Consider the following 13,027-nt stretch of genomic DNA (forward strand, 5'->3'; position numbering starts at 1 on the left):
CCCTCTCCCCCAACGCCGTTGGGGGAGAGGGTTGGGGTGAGGGGGCGCTTCTGACATGCAGCGCGCCCGCGAACTCCGCCGCCAGCAGACCGACGCCGAACGCATACTCTGGTCGCGCCTGCGCGCCGAGCAGTTCGGCGCGAAGTTCCGCCGCCAGCATCCGGTCGCCGGCTATTACGCCGATTTCTGTTGCGTGGAACGCCAGCTCATCGTGGAGCTGGACGGTGGCCAGCACGCGGAGCAGGGCGTTTACGACGGGCAGCGTACGCGCGACCTCGAAGCGGCCGGCTTCCGTGTGCTGCGCTTCTGGAACGACGATGCCTTGCTGCGTACCGACGATGTTCTCGAAGCGATCGTGCAAGCCATGAACGAAGAGCGTCCCCCTCACCCCAACCCTCTCCCCCGGCATCGCCGAGGGAGAGGGGGCAGAAACTCCCTCTCGTCGAATGCCGTTGACGGAAAACCAGTGCCCCACATCTCCCTCTCCCCCAGCTTTGCTGGGGGAGAGGGTCGGGGTGAGGGGGGCGTTTCCGCTTTTCCGCGCATGTCCGCCCTGCAGCTGCGCGCCGACCTCTATGCCCTGATCCGTGCTTTCTTCGCCGAGCGCAAGGTGCTGGAGGTGGAAACCCCGATCCTCTCCGCCGCCGGCAACACCGAATCGAACATCGAGGGTTTCAGCACGCAGTTCAGCGGCCATGTCGACGCCGGCGCGCGCGAACGCTGGCTGCGCACCTCGCCGGAATACCCGTTGAAGCGGCTCGTCGCCGCGGGCGTGGGCGACTGCTACGAGCTGGGCCGGGTGTTCCGCAACGGCGAGGCCGGGGGGCGGCACAATCCCGAATTCACCATGCTGGAGTGGTACCGGGTGGGCTGGGACCATCGCCGGCTGATGCACGAGGTCATCGAGCTGGTGGAGGCAGCGCTGGCGATGCAGGGGCGCCGTGCCGAGGTGCTGATCGAGGGCTATCGCCAGTTGTTCATCGACGAGCTGGGCATCGATTCCGCGCACGCGTCCATCGGGGAGCTGCGCGCGCCGTTGGCGGACTTCGGCATCGATCCCGCGGGGCTCACCCGCGACGACTGGCTGGACCTGCTGCTTACCCACAAGCTGCAGCCGGCGTTCCCGCACGACCGCATCACCGTGATCCACGACTACCCGGCCAGCCAGTGCGCGCTGGCGAAGCTGCGGCCCGGCGACCCGCCGCTGGCCGAGCGCTTCGAGCTGTATCTGGGTCCGTACGAGCTGGCCAACGGCTATCACGAACTCAACGACGCCGCCGAGCAGCGCACGCGCTTCGAGCGTGACAACGCGCGTCGCCGCGAGCGCGGCCAGCGCGAGGTTCCGCTGGACGAAAACCTGCTGGCGACGCTCGACGCGCTGCCCGACTGCGCCGGCGTGGCGCTGGGCGTGGAGCGCCTGCTGATGTGCCTGGCCGGCACCGATGCGATCGCCGACGTGCTGGCGTTCCCGTTTTCGGAGGCTTGATCGTGGACGAGTCCCTGCTGCGCGGCATCCACCACGTCGCCCTGATCTGCTCGGACTACGCGCGCTCGAAGGCGTTCTACAGCGAGACGCTGGGCTTGCGCATCGTGCGCGAGGTCTACCGCGAGGCGCGCGATTCCTGGAAGTGCGACCTGGAGGTCAGCCCCGGCGTGCAGCTGGAGCTGTTCTCCTTTCCCGGCGCGCCTCCGCGCCCTTCCTGGCCGGAGGCACAGGGGCTGCGTCACCTCGCGTTCGTCGTGGCCGACGTGGAGGCGGCGGTGGCCGCGCTGACGGCGCGCGGTGTCGCCTGCGAGCCGCTGCGCGTGGACGAGCATACCGGTCGCCGCTTCGTCTTCTTCGCCGACCCGGACGGGCTGCCGATCGAGCTTTACGAGGCATAGACGACACGCGGCCGGGGAGGCCGCGTGTCGTGTGCCGCTGCTCAGGCGCGGTCGCCCTTGATGTCGGGCAGGGCGGGGCGATCGCTCCACAGGTAGCGGTAGATGATGCCGCCGATGATGCCGCCGATGATCGGCATCACCCAGAAGAACCACAGCTGCTGCACCGCCCAGGTGCCCTGGAAGAACGCGACGGCGGTGGAGCGCGCCGGGTTCACCGAGGTGTTGGTGACCGGGATGCTGATCAGGTGGATCAGGGTCAGTGCCAGGCCGATCGCGATGCCGGCGAAGCCCACCGGTGCGCTCTTGTGGGTGGCGCCCATGATGATGAACAGAAAGAAGGCGGTCATCACGATCTCGCACGCCGCCGCGGCACCCATCGCGTAGCCACCCGGAGAGTGCGCGCCGTAGCCGTTTGCGGCGAAGCCGCTGAGGGTGGGATCGAAACCCGCCTTGCCGTGGGCGATGGTGTAGAGCACGGCGCCGGCGAGGAGGCCGCCGATCACCTGGGCGACGATGTACGGAATCACATCCTTCAGCGGGAAGCGGCCGCCGGCGGCAAGGCCGCAGGTCACCGCCGGGTTGATGTGGCAGCCGGAGATGTGGCCGATGGCGTAGCACATCGTCAGCAAGGTGAGGCCGAAGGCCAGCGCCACGCCGGCGAAGCCGATGCCCAGCCCCGGAAATCCCGCGGCCAGCACCGCGCTGCCGCAGCCACCCAGTACCAGCCAGAACGTGCCGAAGAATTCGGCGGCCATGCGTTTGCCCAGGTTCATCGAAGACTCCTTCCCGATTGCGTGAATGGACACGAGCGCCGCGATGGCGCGACGCAGTCTGGATCACTGGCCGGTGGCCAGGTCGTACGACGTTTCCTCTCCCCCTGAAACGGCGGCGGGCGGGCCGCCTGCAGGCTGGCCGGCTCGTCCGTGTGGCCCGGCATCCGGCCGGGCAGGGCGAGCATAAGGGATGCGGGCGGCATCGCGCCGTGCCGCGCTCTGCGCTATGTTGCCGAACCCTTTCCGCACCGGGCCGCGGTCCCCCATGAGCGAAGCCACGACATTGACGACACCGGATCTGAGCGGCGCGACGGCGCGACCGCTGGACCGCCGCGACGCGCGCACCCTGCTGCTCTCGGCGCTGGGCGGAGCGCTGGAGTTCTACGACTTCGTGGTGTTCGTGTTCCTCACGCTGCCGCTGAGCGAGCTGTTCTTCCCGCAGGGCACGACGCCATGGCTGGCCCAGCTCAAGGTCTACGGCATTTTCGCCGCCGGCTACCTCGCGCGGCCGCTGGGCGGCATCGTGATGGCGCATTTCGGCGATCGCTCGGGGCGCAAGCGCATGTTCGCGCTCAGCGTGTTCCTGATGGCGCTGCCCACGCTGGCGATCGGCCTGCTGCCCACCTACGCGCAGGTCGGCATGCTGGCACCGTTGCTGTTGCTCTTGCTGCGCATCGTGCAAGGCATTGCGGTGGGTGGCGAGGTACCGGGCGCCTGGGTGTTCGTGGCCGAGCACGTGCCCGCCGGGCGCGTGGGTTTTGCGTGTGGCAGTCTCACCGCGGGGCTCACCGCGGGCATCCTGATCGGCTCGCTGCTGACGGCGTGGCTCAACGCGCGGTTGGATGCGGCGCAACTGCTGGACTGGGGCTGGCGCGTGCCGTTCCTGCTCGGCGGCGTGTTCGGTTTCGTCGCGGTATGGCTGCGCCGCTGGCTCAGCGAGACGCCGGTGTTCGCCGAGATGCGCGCGCGCAAGCTGCTCAGCCGCGAACTGCCGTTGCGGGTAGTGCTGGCCGCACACCGGCGTGGCGTGGTGGTGTCGATGCTGGTGACCTGGATGCTCACCGCGGCCGTGGTGGTGCTGATCCTGCTGCTGCCCACGTTGGCGCCGAAGAGCTTCGGCTTGTCGCCGCGGCTGGCGAGCATCGGCAACGTGCTGGCCACCTGTGGACTCACCGCGGGCTGCATCGCCTATGGCTGGCTCGCCGACCGCTGCGGTGCACTGCAGACCCTGCTGGGCGGCTCGCTGCTGCTGGTGGCCGGCACCTGGGCGCTGTTCACCGATCTGGCCGCGGGCGGCACGCATTTCCTGCCGCTGTACGCGCTCGCCGGCCTGCTGGTGGGCGTGGTCGGCGTGGTGCCGGTGGTGATGGTGCAGGCCTTCCCGCCGCCGGTGCGCTTCTCCGGCCTGTCGTTCTCCTACAACGTGGCCTACGCCGTGTTCGGCGCCGGCACCGCCGCGATGATCGGCTGGCTTGCCGTGCACGCCGGCCGCATGGCGCCGGCGCACTACGTGACGATCACGGCGCTGGTGAGCGTGGGGGTGAGCGGGCGGCTGCTGGCGGCCAAGGCCGGCCGCGACTGAGCCGGCTCGCGGATCCGGTCTGGCCGGATGGTCAGAACTCCAGCTCCTGCGTGGCGCATAGATAGTCGACCATCGGCGCCACGCGCTTGAAGCAGGCCACCGTCCACGGCAGCAGTTCGGCGGAGCAGGCCAGCGTTTCGTCGAAGCCTTCGCCGCAGGCGTAGTCCTTGCGCTTGAGGTCCTCGATCAGCTCGTGGTTCGGGTCGTAGCCGTGCGACGGGCGCTTCAGCGATTCGCCCCAGAATTGCAGGTGTTCGCGGAAGGCCGGGCTTTGCGTGGCCTTCTTCCACGCGGCGGGATTGTCGGCGAGGAAGGCGCGGATCTTCTTCAGCGCGTCGGGTTCCGGGTGCCACATGCCGCCGCCCGCGAAGCAGTCGCCGGGCTGGAGGTGCATGTAGAACGAGGGCGCCGGGATCTCGTGGCGGCGCTCGTGGAAGAAGCGCGCGCCCTGCCACGGCTTGTACGGCAGCTTGTTGTTGGAGAAGCGGGTGTCGCGGAAGATGCGGAACAGCGAGCCGCCGTTCTTGCGCGGGTCGGCGCGGTAATGCGGGCTGATCTTCGCCAGCGGCGCCTGCAGGTCGGTGATGAGCTGCAGGAACGGTTCGCGCACGTGGCGCTCGTAGTCGGCCTTGTGCGCGGTGAACCAGTCGCGGCTGTTGTTGCGGTCCAGCGCGCGGAGGAACTTGAACGTGGCCGGAGTGAAGTAGGCGTGGGGCATGCGGGTTCCTTCAGGTCAGTTCGGCGGCCAGCGTTTCGCCCCAGGCCTGCAACTGGTCCAGCAGGGGCAGCTTGTCCTGCTTTGCGGGATCGTCGCGCAAGGCGGCCAGCGTGGCGTAGTAGGCGTCGAAGGTGAGCGTGGTGAGCGGCGTTTCGCGGGTGAGGCGCTGGCGGCGGAACGCTTCCCAACGCTCGCGTTCGTCGGCGTCCAGGGTCTCCGGCCAGTTGCGGGCGCGGTAGCGGAACAACAGCTCCGCATAGCGCGGATCGCGGAACGCGAACGCGCGCGTGGCCAGCTGTTCCGGTGGAGTGGCGCGCACTTCGCGCAGCAGGCGCTTGTCGGCGTCAGGCAGGAAGCCGGCGTACAGCGCCAGCTCGGGATCTTCCGGCGGCGGCAGCTCGGCGGCGCGGGCGAACACGCGGGCGACCTTGGCGGCGAGTCCGTCGGCAGCGGCCAGCGTATCGCGGTGGGCGAGGCTGCGCTCGGGGTCGAGTTGCAGGCGCGCCAGATCCGCGCCCTTCAGCACGGAGAGCGGCGCCAGCGCGGGGGCGCGGTTCGCGCGCACGGTGCGCAGCGGGATGCGATCGACGCCTTCGGGCAGATCGGCACGGGCGGTGAACACGCGGTCGGCGATCTCGTCCTCGTCGAGCTCCAGCCACTCGGCCGGATCGCCGGCCAGGTCGCAGACGATCACCTCGCCGGGCCGCGCGGGATGCATCGCCAGCGGCGCGATCAGGGCGAGGCAGTGCCGGCTGGACGGATAGCGCGAGGAAACGTGCACCAGCGGCGTCATCGCCGCCACGTCCAGCAGTTCGAACACGCGCTGCTTGCGGCGCAGCGCGTAGAACCATTCCCAAAGCCTGGGCTGGCGCACGCGGATCAACCGCGCGAGGTCGATCAGCGCGTACACGTCGGACAGCGCGTCGTGCGCGCGTTCCTGCCGCAGGTGGTTGGCGGTGGCGAGCAGTTCCAGCTTGAAGCTGGGCGTGCCGTCCTCGCGGACGGGCCAAACGATGCCTTCGGGCCGAAGTGCCTCGCACATGCGCGCGAGGTCGATCAGGTCCCAGCGCGAATTGCCGTTCTCCCACTCGCGGCCGTAGGGCTCATAGAAGTTGCGGTAGAGCAACTGCCGCGTCACCTCGTCGTCGAAGCGCAGCGAGTTGTAGCCCACGCCGCAGGTGCCCGGCGCGGCCAGTTGCTCGTGTACGCGGGCGGCGAACTCGGCCTCGTTCACGCCCTCGCGTTCGGCCTGCTGCGGCGTGATGCCGGTGATCAGGCAGGCCTCCGGATGAGGCAGGCTGTCGCGCGGCGGCTGGCCGAAGAACATCACCGGCTTGCCGACGATCTCCAGCTCCAGGTTCGTGCGGATGCCGGCGAACTGCACGGGGCGGTCGCGCCGGGTGTCGGCGCCGAAGGTCTCGTAGTCGTGCCAGAAGAAGGTCTGCATGGTGGAGCCTGTTGGACTTGAACGGTCGAGGCGAAAATTCGGTTGCGCGAGGACAGATTTTCGACGTTTCGCCGGCTCATGGTGGTCCCATGAGCCAAGAAGCGGCGGAAATATGGACCGCGTAAACGGATTTGCAGCCCGACCGGCTCAAGTCCGAACAGGCTCCTCGGATGATCGCATGTGCGGGGCTGATAAACTGGCTGGCACAAGGAGAGACCATGAGCCAAGCGAACGACGACAACCTGATCTGGATCGATCTGGAGATGACCGGCCTCGACACGGATCACGACTCGGTCCTGGAGATCGCCACCATCGTCACCGACAAGGAACTCAACGTGCTGGCCGAGGGCCCGGTGTTCGCGATCCGCCACGAGCTGGACCGGCTGGAGGCGATGGACGCCTGGAACCGCAACCAGCACGGCAAGTCCGGCCTGTGGCAGCAGGTGCTCCAGTCCACCGCGGACCACGCCGCCGCCGAGCAGGTCACGCTGGATTTTCTGCGCAACTGGGTGCCGGCGGGCAAGTCGCCAATGTGCGGCAACTCGATCTGCCAGGACCGCCGCTTCCTGCACCGGCAGATGCCGCGGCTGGAGCGCTGGTTCCACTACCGCAACCTCGACGTGTCCACGCTGAAGGAGCTGGCGCGGCGCTGGGCACCGGCGGTCGGCAAGGGTTTCAGCAAGGAGTCCGCGCACACCGCGTTGTCCGACATCCGCGACTCCATCGAGGAGCTGCGCTACTACCGCCGTTTCATGGGCGAGCTGGGCGGCGCATGAGCGCGCTCGACGCCATGTTCGCCACCATGCTCGACTGCGCCGGCCGCAGGCTGGTGCTGGACCGCCCGCGCGTGGCCGGCATCGTCAACGTCACGCCCGATTCGTTCTCCGACGGCGGCGAGCACGCCACCACGGAAGCGGCGGTGGCGCATGGGCTGGCGCTGGCGGAGCAGGGCGCCGACATGCTCGACGTGGGCGGCGAATCCACCCGCCCCGGCGCCGCCGCGGTACCGCTGGAAGAAGAGTTGCGCCGGGTGATCCCAGTGATCGAACAGCTGGTCGCGCGCACCGCGCTGCCGATCGCCATCGACACTTCCAAGCCGGAGGTGATGCGCGCCGCGGTGGCCGCGGGCGCCGGCATGATCAACGACGTGTATGCACTGCGCCGCGAAGGCGCACTGGACGCGGCGGCGGCACTCGGCGTGCCGGTATGCCTGATGCACATGCAGGGCGAGCCGCGCGGCATGCAGGACGACCCTCATTACGACGACGTGGTGGGCGAGGTGCACCGCTTCCTTGCCGACCGCCTGTTCGCGTGCGAACTGGCGGGCATCGACAGGCGCAAGGTGCTGGTCGATCCCGGCTTCGGCTTCGGCAAGAACCTTGAACACAACCTGGCCTTGCTGCGTGCGTTGGAACGCTTCGCGGACCTGGGCAGCGGTGTTTACGCGGGCCTGTCGCGCAAGGCCATGATCGGCACGCTGACCGGGCGCAAGCTGCCGGCCGAGCGCGCCGCGGGTTCGGCCGCCGCCGCGTTGATCGCGGTTCAGCGCGGTGCCCGCATGGTGCGCGTGCACGACGTCGCCGCCACGGTGGACGTCCTGGCGGTATGGCAGGGCGTGCACGCGGGCGACGAGGCGCCGCGCCGCGATACCCGGCCGGCCGCACCGCGCTGGCCGGACGACGATTGACAAAGAGCGGCGACAGGACGACGGCGCACGAGGTGCCGCCGCCGGGGCAGGGCAACTTTTTCGGGAAGGCATCATGAGCCAACGCAAGTATTTCGGCACGGACGGCATCCGCGGCACAGTGGGCGTGTGGCCGATCAACGCCGAGTTCATGTTGCGCCTCGGCCGCGCGCTGGGTGCGGTGCTCAGGCAGCAGGGCGGCGCGCGGCGTGGCGTGCTGATCGGCAAGGACACCCGCGTGTCGGGCTACATGTTCGAGGCCGCGCTGGAAGCCGGGCTGGTCTCCGCCGGCATGGACGTGCGCATGCTGGGGCCGATGCCCACGCCGGCGGTGGCGATGCTCACGCGCTCGTTGCGCGCCGAGGCGGGCATCGTCATCAGTGCCTCGCACAATCCGCACCACGACAACGGCATCAAGTTCTTCTCCGCGCACGGCGAGAAGCTCAGCGACGCAATGGAAGCGGCCATCGAGGCGGAGATCGACGCGCCCTTCGCCACCGTGCCTTCCGAGCAGCTGGGCAAGGCGCGCCGCATCGACGACGCAGTGACCCGCTACGCGGAGTTCTGCAAGAGCACGGTGGCCGAGGACTTCAACCTCAACGGCCTGAAGGTCGTGCTGGATTGTGCCAACGGTGCCACCTACCAGGTCGCGCCCAAGGTGTTCGCCGAGCTCGGCGCCGAAGTCACATCGATTGGCGTCACGCCGGACGGCTTCAACATCAATCGCGAGGTCGGTTCCACCCATCCGCAGGCGCTGCAGCGCGCGGTGCTGGAGCAGGGCGCGGACCTGGGCATCGCCTTCGACGGCGACGGCGACCGCGTGCAGTTGGTGGATCGCCACGGCGTGCTGGCCGACGGCGACGACCTGCTCTACGTGATCGCCCGCGCCTGGCAGGCGCGCGGCCTGCTGCACGGGCCGCTGGTCGGCACCTTGATGAGCAACTACGGCCTGCAGCTGGCGCTGGAAAAGCTCGGCATCGAACTGGTGCGCGCCAAGGTGGGCGACCGCTACGTGCTGCAACAGCTCAAAGAGCGCGGCGGCGTGCTGGGCGGCGAGACCTCGGGCCACATCCTGTGCCTGGACCGCGCCACCACCGGCGACGGCATCGTCTCCGCGCTGGCCGTGCTGGAGGCGCTGGCCGGCGAGGATTTCGCCACGGCGCGGCAAGGCCTGGCCAAGCTGCCGCAGGTGATGATCAACGTGCGTGCCGACGGCGCGCGCGAGGCGCTCGATGGCGATGCCGTGCGCCAGGCGCTGGCCGCCACGGAACAGACCTTGCGCGGCCGCGGCCGTGTGGTGCTGCGCGCCTCCGGCACCGAGCCGCTGGTGCGGGTCACCGTGGAGGGCGCCGATGCGGCCGAGGTGCAGCAGTTGGCGCAAAGCCTGGCCGACGTCGTAAAATCCTCCGCAGAACGCTCGTGAACCAGCCGGCGCGCTGCGCCTGCCTCAGGTCAACCAGGAACCGGTCGCCAAGGAATGGCCCGACGTGAATCGCCCCTGCGGTGGCGGTACACAAATCGACCGCATGCCTGAAGGATCACGACCATGAAGAACGTTCCGACCCTCGACATACGCCGTTACGACACCGACCGCACGGCCTTCGTCGCCGAGCTCGGCGCGGCCTACCGCGAATTCGGCTTCTGCTGCATCAGCGGCCACGGCATTGCGCGCGAACTGATCGACGGCGCCTACGACGCCTTCCAGCGTTTCTTCGCGCTGCCAGCCGAGACCAAGATGAAGTACCACGTGCCCGGCAGCGGCGGCGCGCGCGGCTATACCCCGTTCAAGGTGGAGACCGCGAAGGACAGCAAGTACGCCGACCTCAAGGAGTTCTGGCATGTGGGCCGCGAGATCGCGCGCGACTCGAAGTTCGCCGACGTGATGGCGCCCAACCTGTGGCCGGCCGAAGTGCCGGAGTTCCAGCGCTACGGCTACGGCTTGTTCGAGGCGCTGGACCAGCTCGGTACCCGCGTGCTGCGCGCGCTGGCCCTGCACATCGAGCTGCCCGAGTACTACTTCGAGGACAAGACCGACCAGGGCAATTCCATCCTGCGGCCGATCCACTACCCGCCGATCACCGACGACAACATCCCCAACGTACGCGCCGGCGCGCACGAGGACATCAACTTCATCACCTTGCTGGTGGGCGCCAGCGCGGAAGGCCTGGAAGTGCTCACCCGCGAGGGCGAGTGGCTGCCAATCACCACCGAGGGCGACGCCATCGTGGTGAACATCGGCGACATGCTGCAGCGCCTGAGCAACCACGTGTACCCGTCCACCACCCACCGCGTGGTGAACCCGCACAACGCGAACGCGCGCAAGCCGCGCTATTCGGTGCCGTACTTCCTGCACCCGAACCCCGATGTGGTACTAGCTCCGCTGCCGCAGTGCGTGACACCGGACAACCCGAGGCGCTACGACACGAGCATCACCTCGCACGAATACCTGCAGCAGCGGCTGCGCGAGATCAAGCTGATCTGATGTTTTGCGCCCTCTCCCCCAAACTTAGTTTGGGGGAGAGGGCTGGGGTGAGGGGCTTCCGTCAGTCAGCCTGCCGATAACGTCGCCCCTGCCGCGCCGACAGCCGAAAGGCCAGCCGATCCGGCATCAGCTTGAACACGCTCTTAATCGTGCGGTTCACGCGACCGGCGACATGCACCGCCGCGCCGCGCTCCACGGCGGCAAGGCCTTCGCTCACCACCGCCTTGGCGCTCTGCCACATGAAGCCGGGCAGCTTGTTCATCAGCGTGCGGGTGCCCGTGACGTCGTGGAATTCGGAATAGGTGAAGCCCGGGCACAGCGCGCACACGTGCACGCCATGCTCGCGGCTCTCCAGCGCGAGCCCCTGCGAGAACTTGATCAGGAACGCCTTGGCCGGCGCATACAGCGTGTGTCCCGCGGTGCCCGGCACGTGGCCGGCCAGCGAGGCCACGTTGACGATGCGGCCATAGCCGCGCTCGCGCATGCCGGGCAACAGGCGCCAGGCCAGTTCGACCGGCGCAGTCAGCAGCACCTGCAGGGAATCCGCGTGCGTGCGCCAATCGTTCGCCGTGAAACTGCCGGGCACACCGTAGCCAGCGTTGTTGATCAGCCAGTCCACCGCGAGCCCGCGCTGCGCCAGTTCCTCGCACAGCGCGGATGGCGCGGCGGGATCGGCGAGGTCGGCCGCCAGCGCGGTCGCCGTGCAGCCGTATTGCTGCTGCAGTTCCGCGGCCAGTGCCTCCAACCGTTCCCGGCGGCGCGCGGTGAGCACCAGGTCATGGCCGCGTGCCGCCAAGGCACGGGCGAACGCGGCACCGATGCCGGCGGAAGCGCCGGTGACGAGGCTGAGCGGGCGGGCAGGCGGCATGCATTTCTCCTGTGTGGGCGCCTTGGCATCGTGGACGTTGCGCCGCAGCAATACCAGTCCCGTTATCGTCCTGTAATATCTCGCGTTTGTCCGCACGGAATGACGTCGACCATGCGCAAGAAGCTCGTCGCCGCGAACTGGAAGATGCACGGCAGCCGCTCGATGGCCGCCGCCCTGTGCGGCGAGATCGCCGCCGCCGTGCCAAGCGGCATCGACGTGGTGATCTGCCCGCCATTTCCCTACCTGGGTGCCGTCGCCGCGGCCTGCGCCGATGCTGGCCTTGGCGTGGGGGCGCAGGATCTCAGCGAGCACGAAGGACAGGGCGCGTACACCGGCGAGGTGTCCGGCGCGATGCTCGCGGACTCCGGCGCGCAGTGGGTGCTGGCCGGCCATTCCGAGCGGCGCCAGTACCACGGCGAAGGCGACGCGCTGGTGGCGCGCAAGTTCGTTGCGGCACGCGCGGCCGGCCTCACGCCCATCCTCTGCGTAGGCGAGACCCTGGCGCAGCGCGAAGCCGGCGACACCGAAGCGGTGATTGCACGCCAGCTGCAAGCCGTAATCGCCGGCGGCGGCATCGCGGCGTTCGATACCGCGGTTATCGCGTACGAACCGGTGTGGGCGATCGGCACCGGCCGCACCGCCACGCCGGAACAGGTGCAGCTGGTGCATGCGTTCATCCGTAGCCAACTCCAGAAAGAAGATGTTATGATTGCCCGTCTGACTCGGCTGCTTTACGGCGGCAGCGTCAAGGCGGCCAATGCCGCCGAATTGTTCGCGCAGTCGGACGTGGATGGCGGGCTGATCGGTGGAGCCTCGCTGACCGCTACCGACTTTCTTGGAATCTGCGCAGCGGCGCACTAGTCGCCACGGGCTCGATTGATGTTCGTCATTTTCAGCGTGTTTTACATCCTGATCGCCGCGGCCATGACCGTGCTGATCCTGCTGCAGAACGGCGAAGGCGCCAGCGCCGGTTCCGGTTTCGGCGGCGGTGCCTCGGCCACGGTGTTCGGCGCGCGCGGTTCGGCCAACTTCCTGACCCGCGCCACCGGCGTGCTCGCCGCGCTGTTCTTCGCGCTGAGCCTCGGCATGGGCGTGTACCTGCACAGCCACGGTTCGCAGCAGAATACCGGTGCCGATCTCGGCGTGATGGCCGGCATGAGCAAGCAGCCGGCGCCCGCCAAGCAGGCCCCGGCAGCAGCCACGCCGGTGAATCCGGAAGTGCCGGCGGCAGCACCGGCCACCACAAACACAGCGGTACCCGCGGCTCCCGCCGCAAGCAAGCAGCAAGCTGAAGTGCCGGCCGCGCCGGCGCCACAAAAGCAGCACTGAGCAAGACACCTGCCCAGGTGGCGGAACTGGTAGACGCACTACCTTGAGGTGGTAGCGCCGCAAGGCGTAGGGGTTCGAGTCCCCTCTTGGGCACCAATAGCAGTTTCAGGGAGTCTCACAAAGTCTCTGAAACACACGGAACCCCGCGTAACTGCGGGGTTTTTTGTTACATGGGGTGTCGCAGGATCTCAGCGAATCGCAAGTTTTTGTGTATGCTGTTGTGCATGTTCGTCTGTGAACATACACAAACAGGTCCCTTA

Annotated in this window: 13 protein-coding genes, 1 tRNA gene and 1 pseudogene; 11 read left to right on the plus strand and 4 right to left on the minus strand. The window is 68.5% G+C overall.

Features of this window, described 5'->3' with window-relative positions; translation table 11 throughout:
* Nucleotides 1-55 precede the first annotated feature (55 nt).
* From B0E52_RS18495 to B0E52_RS01420, 3 genes and pseudogenes are all read left to right on the plus strand, one after another.
* Nucleotides 56-307: pseudogene (locus B0E52_RS18495) on the plus strand (DUF559 domain-containing protein); the annotation flags it as partial.
* A 237-nt stretch (nucleotides 308-544) separates the two neighbouring features.
* The gene (gene epmA / locus B0E52_RS01415) at nucleotides 545-1,486 is read left to right on the plus strand and encodes an EF-P lysine aminoacylase EpmA (protein WP_168174110.1); all 942 of its coding nucleotides are present in this window, start codon (nucleotides 545-547) and stop codon (nucleotides 1,484-1,486) included.
* A 2-nt stretch (nucleotides 1,487-1,488) separates the two neighbouring features.
* Nucleotides 1,489-1,884 carry a VOC family protein gene (locus B0E52_RS01420; protein WP_139351543.1) on the plus strand — a complete coding sequence of 132 codons (396 nt, stop codon included), beginning with the start codon at nucleotides 1,489-1,491 and terminating at the stop codon, nucleotides 1,882-1,884.
* Between the two features lie 41 nt (nucleotides 1,885-1,925).
* Here B0E52_RS01420 and aqpZ read toward each other — a convergent pair whose 3' ends face one another.
* Nucleotides 1,926-2,657: an aquaporin Z gene (gene aqpZ, locus B0E52_RS01425; RefSeq protein WP_077481027.1), complete on the minus strand. Its 732-nt coding sequence runs from the start codon at nucleotides 2,655-2,657 to the stop codon at nucleotides 1,926-1,928.
* Nucleotides 2,658-2,922: 265 nt separating this feature from the next.
* Here aqpZ and B0E52_RS01430 point away from each other — a divergent pair, with 265 nt between their 5' ends.
* Nucleotides 2,923-4,239, plus strand: coding sequence for an MFS transporter (locus B0E52_RS01430; RefSeq protein WP_077481029.1), 1,317 nt, complete (start codon nucleotides 2,923-2,925; stop codon nucleotides 4,237-4,239).
* A gap of 31 nt (nucleotides 4,240-4,270) precedes the next feature.
* Here B0E52_RS01430 and B0E52_RS01435 read toward each other — a convergent pair whose 3' ends face one another.
* Both B0E52_RS01435 and sbcB read right to left on the minus strand, forming a co-directional pair.
* Complete coding sequence (locus B0E52_RS01435) at nucleotides 4,271-4,957, minus strand: DUF2461 domain-containing protein (protein WP_077481031.1); 687 nt, start codon at nucleotides 4,955-4,957, stop codon at nucleotides 4,271-4,273.
* Between the two features lie 10 nt (nucleotides 4,958-4,967).
* Entirely contained in the window at nucleotides 4,968-6,404 is a 1,437-nt protein-coding gene (sbcB, locus tag B0E52_RS01440; protein ID WP_077481033.1) for an exodeoxyribonuclease I, read from the minus strand.
* Between the two features lie 218 nt (nucleotides 6,405-6,622).
* On the opposite strand from sbcB, the gene orn reads away from it, so the two are divergent.
* The 4 genes from orn (at nucleotide 6,623) to B0E52_RS01460 (ending at nucleotide 10,570) form a co-directional block, all read left to right on the plus strand.
* Nucleotides 6,623-7,180, plus strand: coding sequence for an oligoribonuclease (gene orn / locus B0E52_RS01445; protein WP_077481035.1), 558 nt, complete (start codon nucleotides 6,623-6,625; stop codon nucleotides 7,178-7,180).
* Entirely contained in the window at nucleotides 7,177-8,091 is a 915-nt protein-coding gene (gene folP / locus B0E52_RS01450; RefSeq protein ID WP_077481037.1) for a dihydropteroate synthase, read from the plus strand. Before orn ends, folP begins: the two co-directional genes overlap by 4 nt.
* A gap of 73 nt (nucleotides 8,092-8,164) precedes the next feature.
* On the plus strand, nucleotides 8,165-9,511 hold the full coding sequence (glmM, locus tag B0E52_RS01455) for a phosphoglucosamine mutase (RefSeq protein WP_077481039.1): 1,347 nt from the start codon (nucleotides 8,165-8,167) through the stop codon (nucleotides 9,509-9,511).
* A gap of 123 nt (nucleotides 9,512-9,634) precedes the next feature.
* Nucleotides 9,635-10,570 carry a 2-oxoglutarate and iron-dependent oxygenase domain-containing protein gene (locus B0E52_RS01460; protein ID WP_077481041.1) on the plus strand — a complete coding sequence of 312 codons (936 nt, stop codon included), beginning with the start codon at nucleotides 9,635-9,637 and terminating at the stop codon, nucleotides 10,568-10,570.
* 61 nt (nucleotides 10,571-10,631) lie between these two features.
* On the opposite strand, the gene B0E52_RS01465 is transcribed toward B0E52_RS01460, so the two are convergent.
* Complete coding sequence (locus tag B0E52_RS01465; protein ID WP_077481093.1) at nucleotides 10,632-11,438, minus strand: SDR family NAD(P)-dependent oxidoreductase; 807 nt, start codon at nucleotides 11,436-11,438, stop codon at nucleotides 10,632-10,634.
* A 111-nt stretch (nucleotides 11,439-11,549) separates the two neighbouring features.
* On the opposite strand from B0E52_RS01465, the gene tpiA reads away from it, so the two are divergent.
* The 3 genes from tpiA (at nucleotide 11,550) to B0E52_RS01480 (ending at nucleotide 12,863) form a co-directional block, all read left to right on the plus strand.
* Nucleotides 11,550-12,299: a triose-phosphate isomerase gene (gene tpiA, locus B0E52_RS01470; RefSeq protein WP_077481043.1), complete on the plus strand. Its 750-nt coding sequence runs from the start codon at nucleotides 11,550-11,552 to the stop codon at nucleotides 12,297-12,299.
* Between the two features lie 18 nt (nucleotides 12,300-12,317).
* A complete protein-coding gene (gene secG / locus B0E52_RS01475; RefSeq protein ID WP_077481045.1) occupies nucleotides 12,318-12,767 on the plus strand; it encodes a preprotein translocase subunit SecG in 450 nt (149 codons plus the stop codon).
* A gap of 11 nt (nucleotides 12,768-12,778) precedes the next feature.
* Nucleotides 12,779-12,863 (plus strand) — tRNA-Leu (locus B0E52_RS01480).
* Nucleotides 12,864-13,027 lie beyond the last annotated feature (164 nt).

Source organism: Rhodanobacter sp. C06, assembly GCF_002001105.1.
Lineage (GTDB): Bacteria > Pseudomonadota > Gammaproteobacteria > Xanthomonadales > Rhodanobacteraceae > Rhodanobacter_A.

Bases quoted from the DNA above. Each gene is read 5' to 3' on its own strand.
- folP (WP_077481037.1), top strand. From the start codon at position 7,177: ATGAGCGCGCTCGACGCCATGTTCGCCACCATGCTCGACTGCGCCGGC.
- orn (WP_077481035.1), top strand. From the start codon at position 6,623: ATGAGCCAAGCGAACGACGACAACCTGATCTGGATCGATCTGGAGATG.
- B0E52_RS01460 (WP_077481041.1), top strand. From the start codon at position 9,635: ATGAAGAACGTTCCGACCCTCGACATACGCCGTTACGACACCGACCGC.
- epmA (WP_168174110.1), top strand. From the start codon at position 545: ATGTCCGCCCTGCAGCTGCGCGCCGACCTCTATGCCCTGATCCGTGCT.
- aqpZ (WP_077481027.1), bottom strand. From the start codon at position 2,657: ATGAACCTGGGCAAACGCATGGCCGCCGAATTCTTCGGCACGTTCTGG.
- tpiA (WP_077481043.1), top strand. From the start codon at position 11,550: ATGCGCAAGAAGCTCGTCGCCGCGAACTGGAAGATGCACGGCAGCCGC.
- B0E52_RS01430 (WP_077481029.1), top strand. From the start codon at position 2,923: ATGAGCGAAGCCACGACATTGACGACACCGGATCTGAGCGGCGCGACG.
- glmM (WP_077481039.1), top strand. From the start codon at position 8,165: ATGAGCCAACGCAAGTATTTCGGCACGGACGGCATCCGCGGCACAGTG.
- B0E52_RS01435 (WP_077481031.1), bottom strand. From the start codon at position 4,957: ATGCCCCACGCCTACTTCACTCCGGCCACGTTCAAGTTCCTCCGCGCG.
- B0E52_RS01465 (WP_077481093.1), bottom strand. From the start codon at position 11,438: ATGCCGCCTGCCCGCCCGCTCAGCCTCGTCACCGGCGCTTCCGCCGGC.
- sbcB (WP_077481033.1), bottom strand. From the start codon at position 6,404: ATGCAGACCTTCTTCTGGCACGACTACGAGACCTTCGGCGCCGACACC.
- secG (WP_077481045.1), top strand. From the start codon at position 12,318: ATGTTCGTCATTTTCAGCGTGTTTTACATCCTGATCGCCGCGGCCATG.